The organism is Streptomyces sp. NPDC111606, assembly GCF_055656945.1.
The window spans coordinates 8,701-27,340 of the sequence record NZ_JBVKBY010000012.1 but is presented as its reverse complement, the minus strand read 5'-3'; the positions used below and the strand labels follow the sequence as shown (position 1 = coordinate 27,340).

Annotated in this window: 4 protein-coding genes; all 4 read left to right on the top strand. The window is 69.3% G+C overall.

From position 1 onward, the window contains the following. The first annotated feature begins 108 nt into the window (after positions 1 to 108). The 4 genes from ACZ7M7_RS34735 to ACZ7M7_RS34720 all read left to right on the top strand — a co-directional run bounded on the left by ACZ7M7_RS34735 (position 109) and on the right by ACZ7M7_RS34720 (position 18,565). Positions 109 to 1,275, top strand: a complete 1,167-nt coding sequence (locus tag ACZ7M7_RS34735) for a 4-hydroxybenzoate 3-monooxygenase (RefSeq protein ID WP_472124481.1) — start codon at positions 109 to 111, stop codon at positions 1,273 to 1,275. A gap of 69 nt (positions 1,276 to 1,344) precedes the next feature. Then, positions 1,345 to 3,027 carry a methyltransferase gene (locus ACZ7M7_RS34730; RefSeq protein WP_472123905.1) on the top strand — a complete coding sequence of 561 codons (1,683 nt, stop codon included), beginning with the start codon at positions 1,345 to 1,347 and terminating at the stop codon, positions 3,025 to 3,027. An 869-nt stretch (positions 3,028 to 3,896) separates the two neighbouring features. Further along, on the top strand, positions 3,897 to 17,270 hold the full coding sequence (locus tag ACZ7M7_RS34725; RefSeq protein WP_472123902.1) for an amino acid adenylation domain-containing protein: 13,374 nt from the start codon (positions 3,897 to 3,899) through the stop codon (positions 17,268 to 17,270). Continuing rightward, positions 17,267 to 18,565: an MFS transporter gene (locus ACZ7M7_RS34720; protein WP_383617068.1), complete on the top strand. Its 1,299-nt coding sequence runs from the start codon at positions 17,267 to 17,269 to the stop codon at positions 18,563 to 18,565. Before ACZ7M7_RS34725 ends, ACZ7M7_RS34720 begins: the two co-directional genes overlap by 4 nt. The last annotated feature ends 75 nt before the right edge of the window (positions 18,566 to 18,640 follow it).

The following is an 18,640-nucleotide window of genomic DNA, read 5'->3' as shown; positions in this document are numbered from 1 at the left end:
TCACTGCTACGGCTCTCCTCGTTCAGGTGATTTTCCGCCCAGTAAGCCACTTCACCGGACGTACTATCCCGTCTCGTGACAGAAAGACAGACGCGGAGAGCAACCGACGTGGTCGTCCTCGGCGCCGGACCGGCCGGGCTCGTGCTCGGCAATCTCCTTCAGGACAGCGGGATCGACTGCGTCATCCTGGAGCGTGCCGAGCGCGCGCACATCCAGACGCGGGCGCGCGCCGGGTTCCTGGCGGCGAACACCGTACGGATCCTGGAGCGACACGGGCTTGCCGAGGGGCTGCACCGGCACGGACAGGCGCACAGCACGTGCGAGTTCCGCACCGTGGACGGCAGGTTCCGGCTGGACTACAGCGGACTCGGGCGCGGTGAGCGGCACACCGTTTATCCCCAACAGCAGCTGGTCACCGACCTGTTGACGAGGTTCCTGGCCGCCGGCGGGCGGGTCGACTTCACCACCGAGGCGGTGGCCGTCCTCGACTCCGACACCGACCGGCCCTCGGTGACCGTACGGGAGGCGGACGGGCGGCCCGGCCGATGGCGGGCGCGGTACGTGGCCGGGTGCGACGGGCGGCACGGCGCGGCCCGGCGATCGCTGCCGCCCGACTCGGTGCGCCGCCACCACTGCGACCACGGCGTGACCTGGCTCGGACTGCTCGCCGAGGCGCCGCCCAGTCTGGACGCCGTCGGGTACGCGGTGCACGAGCGAGGTTTCGCCGGGCACATGGCGCGCACGAGCGAGATCACCCGCTACTACGTGCAGTGGGAGCGCGGCACCCCGGCCGATGCCTGGTCCGAGGACCGGATCTGGGACGAGCTGGATCTACGGATGCGAGGGACGGAGTACGGCCCGCTGCACCGCGGCCGCGTCGTGCAGCGAGCCGTCGTCGACCTGGAGTCCGACGTGCTCGAACCACTGCGTCACGGTTCGCTGTTGCTGGCCGGCGACGCCGCCGGCGTCATCAGCCCTTCCGCGGCGAAGGGCGCCAACCTCGCGGTCCTGGAGGCGGAGATCCTCGCCGGCGCCCTGGTCGACGACCTCGTCCACGGCGACTCCGAGGGGCTCGACGCCTACTCCGCGCGGTGCCTGGCGTACATCTGGCGTGCGCAGGAGTTCTCGCACTGGATGATCCGGTTGCTGCACGGCCCGTCCGGCTCGGACGGGCCGTCCCTGTTCCACAACTCCCTGCGGCGCTCCCGCATCGCTTCGCTGCGTACGTCGCGCAGCCACCAGGACTGGTTCGCCGAGCACTACGTCGGCGTATGAGGTCTGTCCCTCCCTCCGCCCTGTTTCTTCCTGTACCGCGTCATCCCAGATCTGAATGAGGACCCCGCAATGATCACGACGTTGTCGGGCGACACGTCCCGCCTGCTCTCGACGGTCGACTTCGTCAAGGAGCAGGACACCGCCACCCTGCTTCCGCTCCTGTTCCCCGGGCTCGACGGTCCGGAGCTGCGGACTCTTGTGGAGTACTGCCACTTCTCCCATGCCGCGCTGCTTGTCTTCCCGTCGGACGAGGCGGAGTTGTGTGCCATGCTCACCGACTGCGGGCTCGTCGCGGTCCTGCCACCGCAGCCGAGTGTTGTCGTACGCGGGCGACTGGCCGTGCGACACCAGCGACAGGCGGCTGAGCTGGACGTCGGCATCCTGCGCCCCACAGTGGTCGGGGCGGACGGGGCGCGCCGTACGGTCGAGGTGCTCGCGCTGACCGTGCCGACGGGATCGGGTCTCGACGCGATTGCTGTGGCCGAGCGGGAGCGGCAGCACGAGGCACACGTCGCCTTCGAGGTCGTAGCGCCCGATCCGCTGGTGCTGCGTGGTCTGTGCGCGACCTTCGCGCGCTACGGAGCCACCCCGGACGGCGGCGGCTACAACCCGCACGAGAACGGCACGGTCTTCTACTTCGGCGCGCCCGCCGAAGCCAAGGTCGAGTACCGGCGCGTGGAGCTGTACGTCCCCGGCGACCACCGCGACCTGCTCACCGCCCACCTCGACGAGCATCGCGCCCGGCAGCCCGCCGAAACGCTCCTGCGGCTGCTGACCGGGGCGTGGACGACACAAGCCCTGAGCACCTTCACTCAGCTCCGGGTACCCGACGCCATGGATGTCGAGCGAGGGGTCGGCGTCGAGGAACTGGCGCGGGAGGTCGGCGCGAGGCCGCGGAACCTGGCGACACTGCTGCGCTATCTCACGATGCTGGGCGCGGTGACGGAGGGCCGCGACGGCTTCCGGCTCACCGAGCTGGGCGCACTGCTGCGGGCCGGCGTCCCGGGGTCGATGCGGGCGCTGGCGCTGATGTACGGCGGCCCGTTCTACGAGTCCTTCGCCGGACTCGGGCACACGGTGCGCACGGGACAGGTCGCCTTCGAGCACCTCTTCGGCGAGAACCACTTCGACCATTTCGCCCGCGACCCTCAACTCGCGGAACTCTTCGACCAGTCCATGGCTGCCGGATCCGCCATGTTCGACCCGGTCCCCACGCATCCGGCGCTCACTGCCGCGGCCGAGGCACCCGACGGGGCCACGGTGGTCGACGTCGCGGGTGGCAACGGGGAACTGCTCGGCCGCGTCCTCGCCGCGCACCCGAGTCTGAACGGGGTCCTGCTGGAGCGTCCACACGCTGTGGAAGCCGCCCGCCGCCGACTTGAGGAGGCCGGACTCGGCACGCGATGCGCATTTGTGGCCGGCGACTTCGCGGACGTGCCCGCGGGCGGCGACGTCTATGTCCTGTCCCGCGTCCTGCACGACTGGGACGACGAGCGCTGCCGCGAGATCCTGCGCCACTGCGCCCGCGCGATGCCCGATCACGCCGATCTGCTCGTCGTCGAACGCGTACTGCCCTCCGACGGCTCGGTCTCGCTGGCCACCGCCTGGGATCTCCACATGATGTGCAACGTCGGCGGGCGCGAACGGCAGGCCGACCACTACGGCAGGCTCTTCGCCGACGCGGGCCTCGCGCTGGTGGACCAGTCACCACTGCCCCTGGACGGCAATGTGCTGCACGTCAGAAAGGCGTAGCGGTCGGCCTGGGCGTCAGCGGCGCCGACCCGGCCTGCAGTCGCCCAACCGTCTCAACTGACGTCTCATTCAGCGTTGTTCACGGCCGCTCGGCGAGTGCCGAGTGCCGGGGCCGCCGGACAGCCTGACCGTTCATGGACCACGGTGAAAGCGACCGCGGCCGAGAAGGCTTCGTCCTCGGCCGCGGCCCCGGTGCTGTCCGGACCGGTGGGCGGGTGCGACCAGGCCGTCGCTCAAGCCCGGCAGCCACGTCGCGCCGTTGCTCGACCGCCGGCGCCCCCGCCGACGGCACCCCGCTGCGGATCCGGACTTGGCGGGACCGGGCTGGTGCAAAGTTAGGCATCTCGTAAGAGGCGGGATATAGATCGGTCCTGAATCTTGGTGGGTGCTCGTTGCACACAACCGCCCGCCATTGGAGGATCCGTGCTCCGCCACCCCGCCATGACGGCCACCGCCACCGCTTGGCGCCCGGGGCGGGCGGCCCCGTACTGACCGGCCCGCGCGACAGACCTGCGGTGGAACTGGCCCGCGCCCCGACCTACGGCGGTCCTGGGATCGCGCCGAGCTGCTACGCGGCCCCGCACGACGCCCGCCACATTTGCTGAGCTCGGCGCCTTGCGCCCCGGGTGCATCACGAGGGCCGTGTCTCGCGCTCCGGCCCACTCGGCGACTCCACGTCGACTCCGCCCGCAGGACGGACGTGGCCGCTCGGCTCAGCCGCATCGAAGTCCCGCCTTTCCCCTCGCTTCCCGGCTCCGCGCTCGCCCCCGGTCGCCAGTCGCTGATCGCCTGCCACCAGACGTCAGCCGCCTGTCGCCCTGAGCCGCATGCCCACTTGTCTCGAATCCCGTTCCCGGATGGAGTGACCGATGTCCAGCCCCGACCCCGCGCCCGTAACGACTCCGGCTGACACAGCACGTCGCCTCCCGCTCCTCGCCGGGCAGTCCGGAATCTGGTTCGACCTGCAGCTGGGCGCCGCCGGACAGCAGTACTACGTCAGCCTCTACACCGTCATCAGAGGCCCACTGGATCTCCGGGACTTCCGTACGGCCGCGCGTCAGGCCGTGGCCGAGACCGAGGCGCTCCGGGTCCGGTTCGTGGCGGACGACGACGAGAGCGGGCCGACACAGGAGATCGGGGATCTCGACGGCAACTGGACGCTGCCTGTGGTCGAGGCCGTGGACGAGGAAGCGGCACAGGCCTGGATGCGCGCCGACCTCGCCCGCGCCACGGACGTCTCCCGTGACCCGCTGTTCACCTACGCATTGATAGCGATCTCGCCGGAGCACCACCTCTTCTACCAGCGCGCCCATCACCTCACCCTCGACGGACACAGTGGCGTCCTCGTGCTGCGCCGGACCGCGGAGATCTACACGGCCCTGCGTGAAGGGCGGGACCCGGCCGAAGGCGCGCTGCCCGGCCTCGCCGAGCTGCACTCCGCCGAGGCCGCGTACCGGGCCTCAGAACGGTACGCCGCCGACCGCGCCCACTGGGCCGAACGGCTCGTGGACCTGCCCGAAGCCTCCACGCTGAGCCACGGCGCCTTCGCCGTACCGACAGCCGCGTACAACCCGCTGCGCTGTGCCGGCCGTATCCCGCAGGAGACCCTGGACCGCCTCACCGCCACGGCCCGCCTCGCCCGTACCAACTGGTCGACCGGCCTCATCGCCGCCGTCGTCGCCTATCTGAACCGGATGACCGGACGGGATGACATCCTGTTCAGCCTTCCAGTGGCCAACCGCGCCACCGCCATGGCGAAGCAGACCCCCGGCATGACTGCCAACATCCTTCCGGTGCGTGTCGACTCGGGCCGGGGCACGACCGTCCGCTCCCTCATCCGCCGGGCGCTGGACGAGACCCGACAGACACTGCGTCACCAGCAGTATCGGTACGAGGAGATCCTGCGCGATCTCCGCGAGGCCACCCCCTCTGCCACGGGCGCCGGCTCGACGCGCGCGGGGCGGCAGTTCGGCCCCGTGGTGAACGTCCTCGGCTTCGACCTGAACTTCTCCTTCGCCGACACCCCCGGCACGGCACATCGGCTCACCGCGGGCCCCATCGAGGACATGGAGTTCGCGGTCTACCCGGTGCCCGGTGAAGGCGGCCTCCAGCTCCAGCTCACCGCGAACCCCGGCCGGTACAGCGAAACCGAACTCGCTTCCCACCTGAGCCGGTTCGTCGAGTTTCTCGCCGCCTTCGCCGACAGTCCGGACTCAGAGATCGCCGACCTGCCGCTCCTGCTGCCGGGTGAGCGCCATCAACTGCTGGAGGAGTGGAACAGCACGGCTGCCGAGGTTGCTCCGGCAACCCTCCCCAGCCTCTTCGAGTCCCGAGTTGCCGCGGTACCGGACAACACGGCGGTGGTGTTCAGCGAACAACAGCTCACTTACGGGGAGCTGAATGCCAGGGCCAACCGGGTCGCTCACGGTCTGATCGCCCGGGGTGTGGGACCGGAGTCAGTGGTCGCCGTCGCCCTGAACCGCTCCACCGACATGGTCGCCGCGCTCCTCGGAGTCCTCAAAGCCGGGGCCGCCTACCTGCCGATCGACCTCGGCTACCCCGCCGAGCGACGCCAGTACATGCTCGCCAACGCCCGCGCCGCCTACGTCATCGACGACACCACCCTGCCCGAACTCCGAGAAGGCCAGCCGGAAAACAACCCGGCCACCGTCATCGACCCGGCCTGCGCGGCGTATGTCATCTACACCTCGGGCTCCACCGGCCGCCCCAAGGGCGTCATCGTCCCCCACGAAGGCGTCGTCAACCGCCTGCAGTGGATGCAGCACGCCTACCAGCTCACCACCCACGACCGAGTCCTGCACAAAACCCCGACCGGGTTCGACGTCTCCGTCTGGGAACTGTTCTGGCCCCTCCTCCAGGGCGCCACCATGGTCATCGCCGAACCCGACGGCCATAAAGACCCGGTCTATCTCCGCGACCTCATCACCCAACAGAGCGTCACCACCGCTCACTTCGTGCCGTCGATGCTCCAGGTCTTCCTGAGCGAAACAGACCGCCAGACCGGTACCTGCAGCTCGCTACGCCGGGTCATCTGCTCCGGCGAAGCCCTGCCCGCCGAAACACGAGATGCCTTCTTCGACACCCTCCCCCACGCCGAACTGCACAACCTCTACGGCCCCACCGAAGCATCCATCGACGTCACCCACACCCCCTGCACACCAGACACCGACATCACCATCGGCCGACCCGTCTGGAACACCCGCGTCTACATCCTCGACCACCACCTCCAACCCGTCCCCCCAGGCACACCCGGCGACCTCTACCTCGCCAGCACCCAACTCGCCCGCGGCTACACCCACCGACCCGACCTCACCGCCAACACCTTCCTCCCCGACCCCCACGGCACCCCCGGCAGCCGCATGTACCACACCGGCGACATAGCCACCTGGACCCCCACCGGCCACCTGCGCTACCTCGGCCGCACCGACGACCAAATCAAAATCCGCGGCCAACGCGTCGAACTCGGCGAAATCCAAACCCACATCGCCAACCTGCCCCACATCACCCAAGCCGCCGTCCTCATCCACAACGACCGCCTCACCGCCTACTACGTCACCAACCCCAGCACCAACCTCGACGCCGAACCCGACTTCACCACCCTCCGCACCACCCTCCCCGACCACATGGTCCCCACCACCTACATCGAACTCGACACCCTCCCCCTCACCCCCAACGGCAAACTCGACCGCAAAGCCCTCCCCACACCGGACACAACACAGCGGTCCGATAGCTCCCGCCCGCCACGCACCCCGCGCGAAGAGCTTCTCTGCAGCCTCTTCGCCGAAGTCCTGGGCATCGACACCATCGGCATCGACGACAGCTTCTTCACCCTCGGCGGACACTCCCTCCTCGCCACCCGCCTGGCCAGCCGCATCCGCACCACCCTCGGCACCGAACTCCCCCTCCGCACAATCTTCGAAGCCCCCACGGCCGCACTGCTCTCTGAACATGTGGAGGACGCGGACGACCGACGCCCGCCCCTGACCGCGCGCCACCCCCGGCCCGACCACACCCCCCTCTCCCCCGCCCAACGCCGCCTGTGGTTCCTCGACAAGATGGAAGGCGGCAGCCCCACCTACCACATGCCCCTCGCCGTACACCTCCACGGCAACCTCGACACCAAGGCACTCCAACAAGCCCTCACCGACGTCATCCACCGACACGAAAGCCTCCGCACCACCTTCGAAGAACACGACGGCGAACCCCTGCAGAAGGTGCTGCCCTGTGCCGAAGCCCAGCCGGAGCTGGAGCGAGTGGTCGTATCCGAGGGACGACTGGCGGACCTGCTGTCGCCCGCCGCGGCACGTCCCTTCAACTTGAACGCAGATCTGCCGCTAAGGGCGACGCTGTTCACCGTCAGCCCGAGCGAACACGTACTGCTGCTCGTCGTGCACCACATCGCGGCTGATGGCTGGTCCCTTGCGCCGCTGGCCCAAGACCTGTCCGCCGCCTACCGGGCCCGCACTCAGGGCACGGCACCGGACTGGCGGCCACTGCCCGTCCAGTACGCCGACTACACCCTGTGGCAGCGAGAACTGCTCGGCGACGAGCACGACCCCACCAGCCGCGCCGCCCGCCAACTCGCCCACTGGCTAGGTGAGCTCGCCGATCTGCCGGACGAGCTCGCGCTGCCCTACGACAGGCCGCGGCCGCGTCACCCCAGTCATCAGGGCGGCAGCGTGGCCTGGGAACTCCCGGCCGGCGTACGCCAGAAACTGGAGGAGCTCGCGCGGGAGTCCGGGGCCAGCCTCTTCATGCTCGTCCATGCCGCGCTCGCCGGGCTCCTCACCCGACTCGGCGCCGGCCACGACATCCCTCTCGGCGCGCCCATCGCCGGACGCACCGACGAAGCTCTTCACCAGCAGATCGGCTTCTTCGTCAACACCCTCGTCCTGCGCACCGACACCAGCAGCGATCCGACCTTCCGCACTCTCCTCCAACGCACCCGAGCAGCCAGCCTCCAGGCCTACACCCACCAGGACATCCCCTTCGAGCGCCTCGTCGAAGAGCTCAACCCCGTGCGCTCGGCCGGACGGCACCCCTTGTTCCAGGTCATGCTGAACCTCGAAGACGATTTGGCCGCCTCCTCCTTCGAACTTCCCGGCATTGAAGTGAGCGCCGAGGCAGTCGCGATCGACGCGGCCAAGTTCGACCTCATGTTCAACGTGGTCACGGCTGCCGACGGCGCGCTGCGCGGCACCGTCGACTTCGCGACCGATCTGTTCGATCAGGGAACCGTTCAGGGCATGGCCGAGCGATTCGTCAGGCTCTGCGAAGCCGTCGCCGCCGACCCCGACCGCCCGCTGGCCGAATACGAACTCCTGAGGCCCGATGAGCGGCATCGGCTGCTGGTGGAATGGAACGACACCGCTGCCGAGACCGACGGACCCGGCACCCTGCACGAACGCTTCGAGAAGCAGGCCACCGCGACACCGGACGCCTGCGCCCTGCGCTTCGAGGGACACGAGCTCACCTACAGCGAACTCAACGCCCAGGCCAACCGGGTCGCTCACGGTCTGATCGCCCAGGGTGTGGGACCGGAGTCAGTGGTCGCCGTCGCCCTGAACCGCTCCACCGACATGGTCGCCGCCCTGCTCGGAGTCCTCAAAACCGGAGCCGCCTACCTGCCCATCGACCTCGGCTACCCCGCCGAACGACGCCAGTACATGCTCGACAACGCCCACGCCGCCCACGTCATCGACGACACCACCCTTGCCGGACTCCGGGAAGGCCAGCCGGAAAACAACCCGGCCACCGTCATCGACCCGGCCTGCGCGGCGTATGTCATCTACACCTCAGGCTCCACCGGCCGCCCCAAGGGCGTCATCATCCCCCACGAAGGCATCGTCAACCGCCTTCAGTGGATGCAACACACCTACCAACTCACCACCCACGACCGCGTCCTGCACAAAACCCCGACCGGATTCGACGTCTCCGTCTGGGAACTGTTCTGGCCCCTCCTCCAAGGCGCCACCATGGTCATCGCCGAACCCGACGGCCATAAAGACCCCGTCTACCTGACCCGCCTGATCAACCAAGAACGAGTCACCACAGCCCACTTCGTGCCATCGATGCTCCAGGCCTTCCTCCGTGAAGCCGATGCCGAAGTCTGTCGTTCCGTCCGCCGGGTCATCTGCTCCGGCGAAGCCCTCCCCGCCGAAACACGAGATGCCTTCTTCGACACCCTCCCCCACGCCGAACTACACAACCTCTACGGCCCCACCGAAGCATCCATCGACGTCACCCACACCCCCTGCCACCCCGACGACCCAAGCGTCACCATCGGCCGGCCCGTCTGGAACACCCGCGTCTACGTCCTCGACCGACACCTCCAACCCGTCCCCACCGGCACACCCGGCGACCTCTACCTCGCCGGCATCCAACTCGCCCGCGGCTACACCCACCGACCCGACCTCACCGCCAACACCTTCCTCCCCGACCCCCACGGCACCCCCGGCAGCCGCATGTACCACACCGGCGACATAGCCCAATGGCAAAACGACGGCACCCTGCGCTACCTCGGCCGCATCGACGACCAAATCAAAATCCGCGGCCAACGCGTCGAACTCGGCGAAATCCAAACCCACATCGCCAACCTCCCCGGCATAGTCCAGGCCGCCGTCCTCATCCACAACGACCGCCTCACCGCCTACTACGTCACCAACCCCAGCACCAACCTCGACGCCGAACCCGACTTCACCACCCTCCGCACCACCCTCCCCGACCACATGGTCCCCACCACCTACATCGAACTCGACACCCTCCCCCTCACCCCCAACGGCAAACTCGACCGCAAAGCCCTCCCCACACCGGACACAACACAGCGGTCCGATAGCTCCCGCCCGCCACGCACCCCCCACGAACAACTCCTCTCCACCCTCTTCGCCGAAGTCCTCGGCATCGACACCCCCATCGGCATCGACGAAAACTTCTTCACCCTCGGCGGACACTCACTCCTGGGCGTCACCCTGGTGCAGCGCCTGCGCGAACGAGGTGTGTCGATCGACGTACGGGCGCTGTTCTCCCACCCGACCGTGGCCAGTCTGGCCGCTGCGGCCGGGCGGACCGAGGTCGCGGTGCCGCCCAACCTCATCCCCGCGGATGCAGTGGCGATCACTCCGGACATGCTGCCGTTGGTGGACCTGAGCACGGAGGAAGTGGGGGCGATCGTCGCCCAGGTGTCCGGCGGAGTGTCCAACATCGCCGACGTCTACCCGTTGGCACCCCTGCAGGAAGGCATCCACTTCCACCACCTCATGACCGCGCGCGGTGGTGACGACGTCTATGTACTGCCGGTGATCCTGCGCTTCGACTCCCGGGACCGGTTCGACCGCTTCCACTCGGCGTTGCAGAAGGTCGTCGATCGGCACGACATCCTGCGCACCGCAGTGCTCTGGGAAGGGCTTGGGGAACCCGTCCAGGTCGTACTGCGCCACGCCGAAATCCCTGTCACCACTGTTCGCCCCGAACAGGGCCGTAGCGACCTGGTGGAGCGGATCCTGACGGCCTGTCCGTCCGTGATGGACCTGCGCGCGGCGCCCCTGATGCACCTGCACGTCACGGAACCGGACGAGGGTCAGCCACTGCACGCCGTTCTTCAGTTCCACCACCTGATCCTGGACCACACCGCACTCTCCGTCGTACTGGAGGAGGTCCGGGCCGTTCTTGATGCCCGGGAGCACGAGCTGCCCACACCCCTCCCGTTCCGCGACGTGGTCGCGCAGGCGCGCCTGGGCGTGCCGCAGGAGGAACATCAGGCCTACTTCTCCTCCCTTCTGGGCGACGTGACCGAGCCGACCGCTCCGTTCGGTGTGCTCGAAATCCACGGCGACGGCTCCGGTACCGCCGAGGCGTCCTTGTCGCTGGACTCCGAGCTCTCCAATCGCCTGCGCGAACAGGCTCGGCGTCATGGCGCCAGCCCGGCCACGCTGTTCCACGTCATATGGAGCCGTATGACGGCTGCGACGTCCGGACGGGACGACGTCGTCTTCGGCACCGTCCTGTTCGGCCGCATGCACGCCGGAGCCGGATCGGACCGTGTACCCGGCCTCTTCATCAACACCCTGCCGGTACGAGCGCGCGGCAGCTCGGTCACCGTCGGGGAAGCCGTGTCCGGCATGCGGGACCAGCTGGCCGCCCTCATCGTCCACGAACACGCACCGCTGTCCCTGGCACAGCAGCTCAGCGGCGTGCCGGCCCGCACGCCTCTGTTCACCTCGCTGCTGAACTACCGCCACAGCCAGGACTTCGACGAAGCATCCACCACGGGCACGGTGCTGGAGGGCATCGAGCTGGTTCACGCCCATGAGCGCACCAACTATCCGGTCACCGTCTCGGTGGACGACAGCGGCGACGCGTTCACGATCACCGCCCAGACTGCGGCGCCGATCGATCCGCAGGCGATGTGTGAACAAGTGAGTGTGACAGCCGAGCGCGTGGTCACCGCACTCGAAACAGCGCCCGACACTCTGCTCCACCGCGTGGACGTTCTGCAGGAGTCAGAGCGGCATCGGGTGCTGGTGGAGTGGAACGACACCGCTGTCGAGGTCGCCGGCCCCGGCACCCTGCACGAGCGCTTCGAGAAGCAGGCCACAGCAACACCGGACGCCTGCGCCCTGCGCTTCAACGAACAACAGCTCACCTACGGGGAGCTGAATGCCAGGGCCAACCGGGTCGCTCACGGTCTGATCGCCCGGGGTGTGGGACCGGAGTCAGTGGTCGCCGTCGCCCTGAACCGCTCCACCGACATGGTCGCCGCGCTCCTCGGAGTCCTCAAAGCCGGGGCCGCCTACCTGCCCATCGACCTCGGCTACCCCACTGAGCGACGCCAGTACATGCTCGCCAACGCCCGCGCCGCACACGTCATCGACGACACCACCCTTGCGGGCCTGCTCGACCAACAGCCCGACCATGATCCACATATCACGACAGACCCGGCCTGCGCGGCGTATGTCATCTACACCTCGGGCTCCACCGGCCGCCCCAAGGGCGTCATCATCCCCCACGAAGGCATCGTCAACCGCCTGCAATGGATGCAGCACACCTACCAGCTCACCACCCACGACCGAGTCCTGCACAAAACCCCGACCGGATTCGACGTCTCCGTCTGGGAACTGTTCTGGCCCCTCCTCCAGGGCGCCACCATGGTCATCGCCGAACCCGACGGCCACAAAGACCCCACCTACCTCCGCAAACTCATCACCCAACACAACGTCACCACAGCCCACTTCGTGCCATCGATGCTGCAGGTCTTCCTGAGCGAAACAGACAGCCACAGCGGTGCCTGCAATTCGCTACGCCGGGTCATCTGCTCCGGCGAAGCCCTCCCCACCGAAACACGAGATGCCTTCTTCGACACCCTCCCCCACGCCGAACTACACAACCTCTACGGCCCCACCGAAGCATCCATCGACGTCACCCACACCCCCTGCCACCCCGACGACCCAAGCGTCACCATCGGCCGGCCCGTCTGGAACACCCGCGTCTACGTCCTCGACCGACACCTCCAACCCGTCCCCACCGGCAGACCCGGCGACCTCTACCTCGCCGGCATCCAACTCGCCCGCGGCTACACCCACCGACCCGACCTCACCGCCAACACCTTCCTCCCCGACCCCCACGGCACCCCCGGCAGCCGCATGTACCACACCGGCGACATAGCCCAATGGCAAAACGACGGCACCCTGCGCTACCTCGGCCGCACCGACGACCAAATCAAAATCCGCGGCCAACGCGTCGAACTCGGCGAAATCCAAACCCACATCGCCAACCTCCCCGGCATAGTCCAGGCCGCCGTCCTCATCCACAACGACCGCCTCACCGCCTACTACGTCACCAACCCCAGCACCAACCTCGACGCCGAACCCGACTTCACCACCCTCCGCACCACCCTCCCCGACCACATGGTCCCCACCACCTACATCGAACTCGACACCCTCCCCCTCACCCCCAACGGCAAACTCGACCGCAAAGCCCTCCCCACACCCAACGCAACACAGCAGTCCAGCAACACCCGCCCCCCACGCACCCCCCACGAACAACTCCTCTGCACCCTCTTCGCCGAAACACTCGGCACCAGCACCCCCATCGGCATCGACGACAGCTTCTTCACCCTCGGCGGACACTCCCTCCTCGCCACCCGCCTGGCCAGCCGCATCCGCACCACCCTCGGCACCGAACTCCCCCTCCGCACAATCTTCGAAGCGCCGACCATCGCCCAACTCGTGGAACGCATCCACGGCGAAGCCGAGCCCAGGCCGGTCCTCACGGCGCACCGCGCCAGACCCGAGCACACTCCCCTCTCCCACGCCCAACGCCGGCTGTGGTTCCTCGACAAGATGGAAGGCGGCAGCCCCACCTACCACATGCCCCTCGCCGTGCACCTCCACGGCAACCTCGACACCAAGGCACTCCAACAGGCCCTCACCGACGTCATCCACCGACACGAAAGCCTCCGCACCACCTTCGAAGAACACGACGGCGAACCCCTGCAGAAGGTGTTGGAGGGGACCCAAGACAGGCCGGTGCTGGTGCGGCGGCCGGTTGTCCCGGGGGATCGGCTGACGGAGCTGCTGGCATCCGCTGTCGCGCAGCCCTTCGACCTGGCCGCCGAGCTCCCCGTGCGGGCCGTACTGTTCGGGCTCGCCGAGGACGAGCACGTACTGCTGCTCGTCGTGCACCACATCGCCGGCGACGGCTGGTCCTTCGCTCCTTTCGCACGCGACCTGTCCGGCGCCTACCGGGCCCGGACCCAGGGCGAGACACCGAACTGGCAGCCTCTGCCCGTCCAGTACGCCGACTACACGCTGTGGCAACAGGAACTGCTCGGCGACGAGAACGACCCCGCCAGCCGAGCCGCTCACCAACTCGCCCACTGGCGTTCCGAACTCGACGGACTGCCCACCGAGCTCAACCTGCCCACCGACCGGCCGCGGCCCGCGGTGGCCAGCCACCGGGGCGGCTTCTCGTACTGGAATGTCGACGCGGAGCTGCTCGGAAGGCTGGAGGCGCTCGCCCGGGAGTCCGGCGCGAGTCTGTTCATGCTCGTGCAGGCCGCCCTCGCCGGACTGCTCACCCGGCTCGGCGCGGGCGAGGACATCCCCATCGGTGCGCCCATCGCCGGACGCACCGACGAAGCGCTCAACAACCTCGTGGGCTTCTTCGTCAACACCCTCGTCCTGCGCACCGACACCCGCGACAACCCGACCTTCCGCACCCTGCTGCACCGTGCCCGGGAGACGGACCTCCACGCCTACACCCACCAGGACACGCCCTTCGAGCGCCTCGTCGAGGTCCTCAACCCCGAGCGGTCCCTCGCCCGCCATCCCCTCTTCCAGGTCGCCCTCAACTTCCAGAACAACAGCGAAGGCGTCCTGGACCTGGCGGACGACATCGCGGTGAGCGAGGTCGAAGTGCATGCCGGGCAGGCGAAGTTCGATCTGTCGTTCACGGTGCGTGGCGCCGCGGACGGCGGGCTGCTGGGTGCGATCGAGTACGCGGCCGACCTGTTCGACCAGGAGACCGTCGATCTGCTGGGACAACGGCTCGTCCGCTTCCTCGAAGCCGTCGCCGAGCATCCCGACGAACCGCTCTCGCGGTACGACCTCCTCAGCCCCGAGGAGCACCACCGGCTGCTGACGGACTGGAACGGCGCCCCGTCCGCGACGGCCCCCGACACCCTCCATCACCGCTTCGAGGTGCGGGCCGCAGCCACCCCCGACCGGATCGCCCTGGTCCATGGCGCCGAACAGCTCACCTACGCCGAGCTCAACGCCCGGGCCAACCGGCTCGCCCACCGGCTCGTCTCCGACGGGGCGGGGCCCGGCACTGTCGTGGCCGTATCGCTGCCGCGTTCGGTGGAGCTGATCGTCGCGCTGCTCGGGGTCCTGAAGTCGGGGGCCGCCTATCTGCCGGTCGACCCCACCTATCCGGCGGAACGGATCACGTTCATGCTGGAGGACGTCGAGTCGGTCGCTCTCCTGGACGACCTGGAGCAGGTGCGGGAGCCGGGCGCGTGGCCCACTACCGACCCGCACGGCCCGGCGGACGCGGATACGGCCGCCCGGCTGCCCGCGTACGTCATCTACACCTCCGGCTCGACGGGGCGCCCCAAGGGTGTGGTCATCCGCCACGAGGCGGTGGTGAGTTACCTCGCTTACCTGCATGAGCTGACCGGACTCGGCGCCGACGACACGGTGCTGAACCTCGCCTCGGTGTCCTTCGACCCGTCCGTGCGGGACATCTTCGGGCCGTTGACAGCCGGTGCGCGGCTCGTCGTGGCGGAGCCGGAGGAGGCGACGTCCCCGGCGGCGCTGCTGGGGCTGCTGCTGCGGCACCGGGTGACCGTGCTTCCGGCGCTGGTGCCGACCATGCTGGACGCGCTCGCGGACGCGGCGCGGGATGCGGCCGAGGCGGACGACGTACCGTCGCCGTGGCTGCGGATGGGGTTGGTCAGCGGCGAGGAGCTGACGGCCGCGCATGTGCGGCGGGCCGCGGCGATCGGCGCGAGCTGGCGGCTGGTGAACCAGTACGGGCCCACCGAGTCGACGATGACCGCGGCCTTCCATCCGGTGACGGAGGAGGATGCGCGGGAGGGTGCTCGGGTGCCGATCGGGCGGCCGATCGCGGGTGCCCGCTGCTATGTGCTCGACCGGTGGCTGCGGCCGGTACCGGCGGGCTCCATGGGTGAGCTGTATCTCGCCGGTGACGATCTGGCGGACGGGTACGCCAACCGGCCGGGGCTGACCGCGGAGCGGTTCGTGGCGGACCCGTACGGAACGCGTCCAGGTGCCCGGATGTACCGGACCGGCGACATCGCGCGGTGGCGGGCCGACGGCACGCTCGAGTTCCACGGACGCGCCGACGACCAGGTCAAGCTGCGGGGCGTCCGCGTCGAACTGGGCGAGATCCAGGCGGTGCTGGCGGCTGTGGACGGGGTCGCGCAGGCCGGTGTCCTGGTGCGGGAGGACGTACCGGGGCGGCAGCTGCTGACCGGATATGTGGTGCCCGAGCCCGGGGCCGAGCCGACGGCGGACGGCCTGCGGCGGGCCCTGGAGGAGCGACTGCCCGCGCACCTGGTGCCGGGGGCGTTCGTCCTGCTGGACGCGCTGCCGCTCAGTCCGAACGGAAAACTGGACCGCAGGGCTCTGCCCATGCCGGAGCAGGCTCACGGCGAGGGCCGGGACGCCGCCACGCCGGTCGAGAAGACGCTGGTGGAGCTGTTCTGCGATGTCCTCGGGCTGGACCGGGTCGGGGTGGACGACAACTTCTTCTCCCTGGGCGGGCATTCGCTGCTGGCGGCCCGGCTGGTGAGCCGGGTGCAGGCGGTGCTCGGCGTGGAACTGCATCTGCGCAGCCTGTTCCAGGCGCCGACGCCGGCCGCGCTCGCCGCGCTCGTCGAGCAGGACGACGCGGCCGACAACTCGCTCGACGTCCTGCTGCCGCTACGGCCGCAGGGCACCGGCACACCGCTGTTCTGCCTGCACCCGGTGGGCGGTCTCAGCTGGTGCTACGGCCGGCTGGTGCCGTATCTCGGCGAAGAGTTCCCGGTGTACGGGCTGCAGGCCCGGGGCATCACCGCCGACGGGCAGCGCCCGGCCGGGACGATCGAGGAGATGGCCGACGACTACGTCGAGCAGATCCGCCGGGTGCAGCCGCACGGGCCGTACCAGCTGCTCGGCTGGTCGGTGGGCGGGAACGTGGCGCACGCGGTCGCCGTACGGCTGCGTCGGCTCGGTGAGCCGGTCGCACTCGTCGCGCTGCTCGACTCCTGCCCCAGCGACCTGATGGACAAGCCCACGCCCGCGCTGGAGCGTGAGCGGCTGCACAAGGTGGTCGCCGACTTCGACGTGGACGCGGCGGACTTCGAGTGGCTCGACCGGGACGAATCCGAGCTCGGACGCACCCTGCGCAGGGAGCTCAGCGTGATGAAGGGGCTGTCCCGGGAGCAGATCGGCGCCATGTGGGACACGTCGGTGAACACCAGCCTGATCCTTCGGGACTACGTACCCGAGCCGCTGGATGTGCCGCTGCTGTACTTCACGGCGCTGTTGGAACGTCCGCCGGGCAGCCCTGACGTCACGGCCTGGGAGCCATACACGGCCGGACCGATCGAGGAGTACGGCATCGAGTCCAGTCACGCCGGAATGCTGGACGCCGCTCCTGTGGCCGCCATCGGCCGGACGCTCGGTGACGTGCTGCGCCGGATCGGTGGTGCGCGATGAGCACCGTGGCCGACCGGGACGCGGTGGACGGGATACCCCCGCTGAGCCGCAACCGGGACTTCTGGCTGCTGTGGACCGGCAGCGGGCTCTCCGTGCTCGGCTCGCGGGCCGGCGCCGCCGGGTACGCGCTGTTGGTGCTCTGGCACACGGGGTCGGGGCAGGCCGCCGGTCTGGTGGCGTTCGCCGCGCTGCTGCCGAACCTGGTCGTCCAGCTGCCGGCCGGCGTGCTGGTCGACCGGTGGGACCGCAAGCGGTTGATGGTGGCCTGCGAGATCGGCCGGCTACTGGCACTGCTGAGCGTGGCCGTCACTGCGGCCACCGGGCGGTTCTGGCTGCCGCATCTGATGGCGGTGGCCCTGGTGGAGACGAGCCTGGGCCTGGTCCATCAGCTGGGCGAGCAGGGTGCCGTACGCCATGTGGTCGCTCCGCACCAGCTGGGAGCCGCCCTCGCCCGCAACGAGACCCGGTTCCGGGCGGCGGGGCTGGTCGGCGGGCCTCTGGGGACCGCTCTGTTCGCTCTGACCCGCTGGCTGCCGTTTGCCTTCGCCGCCCTCGGGCAGCTGCTGTCGCTGCTCGCCCTGCTCCTGATCCGCCGGGAGTTCCAGGACCGAAGGAAGCGTGACAAGCGGTCGCTGGTCCGGGAGATGCGGGAGGGGGTGGCGTGGCTTCTCGGGCAGCGGTTCCTGCGGGCTGCGGTGTCCTTGGTGGCCGCCACCAACGTGCTGTTCCAAGTGATGATGCTGGCCGTTCCGTTCGCGCTGGTGGAGGAGGACGGCCGGTCCCCGGTCGCGGTCGGCGTCGTGCTGGCGGCCGGCGGGATCGGCGGAATGCTGGGGGCGCTCAGCGCCCAGTGGTGGATCCCCCGCCTGTACTTGCGGACCGTGCTCATCGGCGGGCTCGCGCTGTGGGCGCTGCTCGTGCCGCTGTTGGCGGTCGTGCGTGAACCGCTGCTGATGGGAGCGGCATGCGGGGCCATGAGCTATGTCAGCGGGCTGTTCAACGTGGTGGCCGCCGTCTACCAGCTCCGGATCACCCCGGACGAACTGCTGGGCCGTTCCGCCGGGGCCGCGGGCATGTTCGCGTACGGCGCCAGCGCCCTGGGAGCGCTCGCGGGCGGGGTGCTGCTGGACGCCTGGGGCAGTCGCAGCACCGTCCTCCTGGTCGCCGCGCTGATGGCCGTGACCGCGCTCGCGGCGGCCGCGGTGCCCGCCGTGCGGGCCGCCGCCCATCCGGCCTCGGGCGACCCCGACCCGGGCCCGTCCGCTCGCGAGGACGACGGCATACCGGCGGTATAGGCCCCTGATAGGGGCTCCCCGCAGGATCGATTCGCGGGAGGTGACCGTCGTACCCGGTGATCCGTGTGGCCGGTG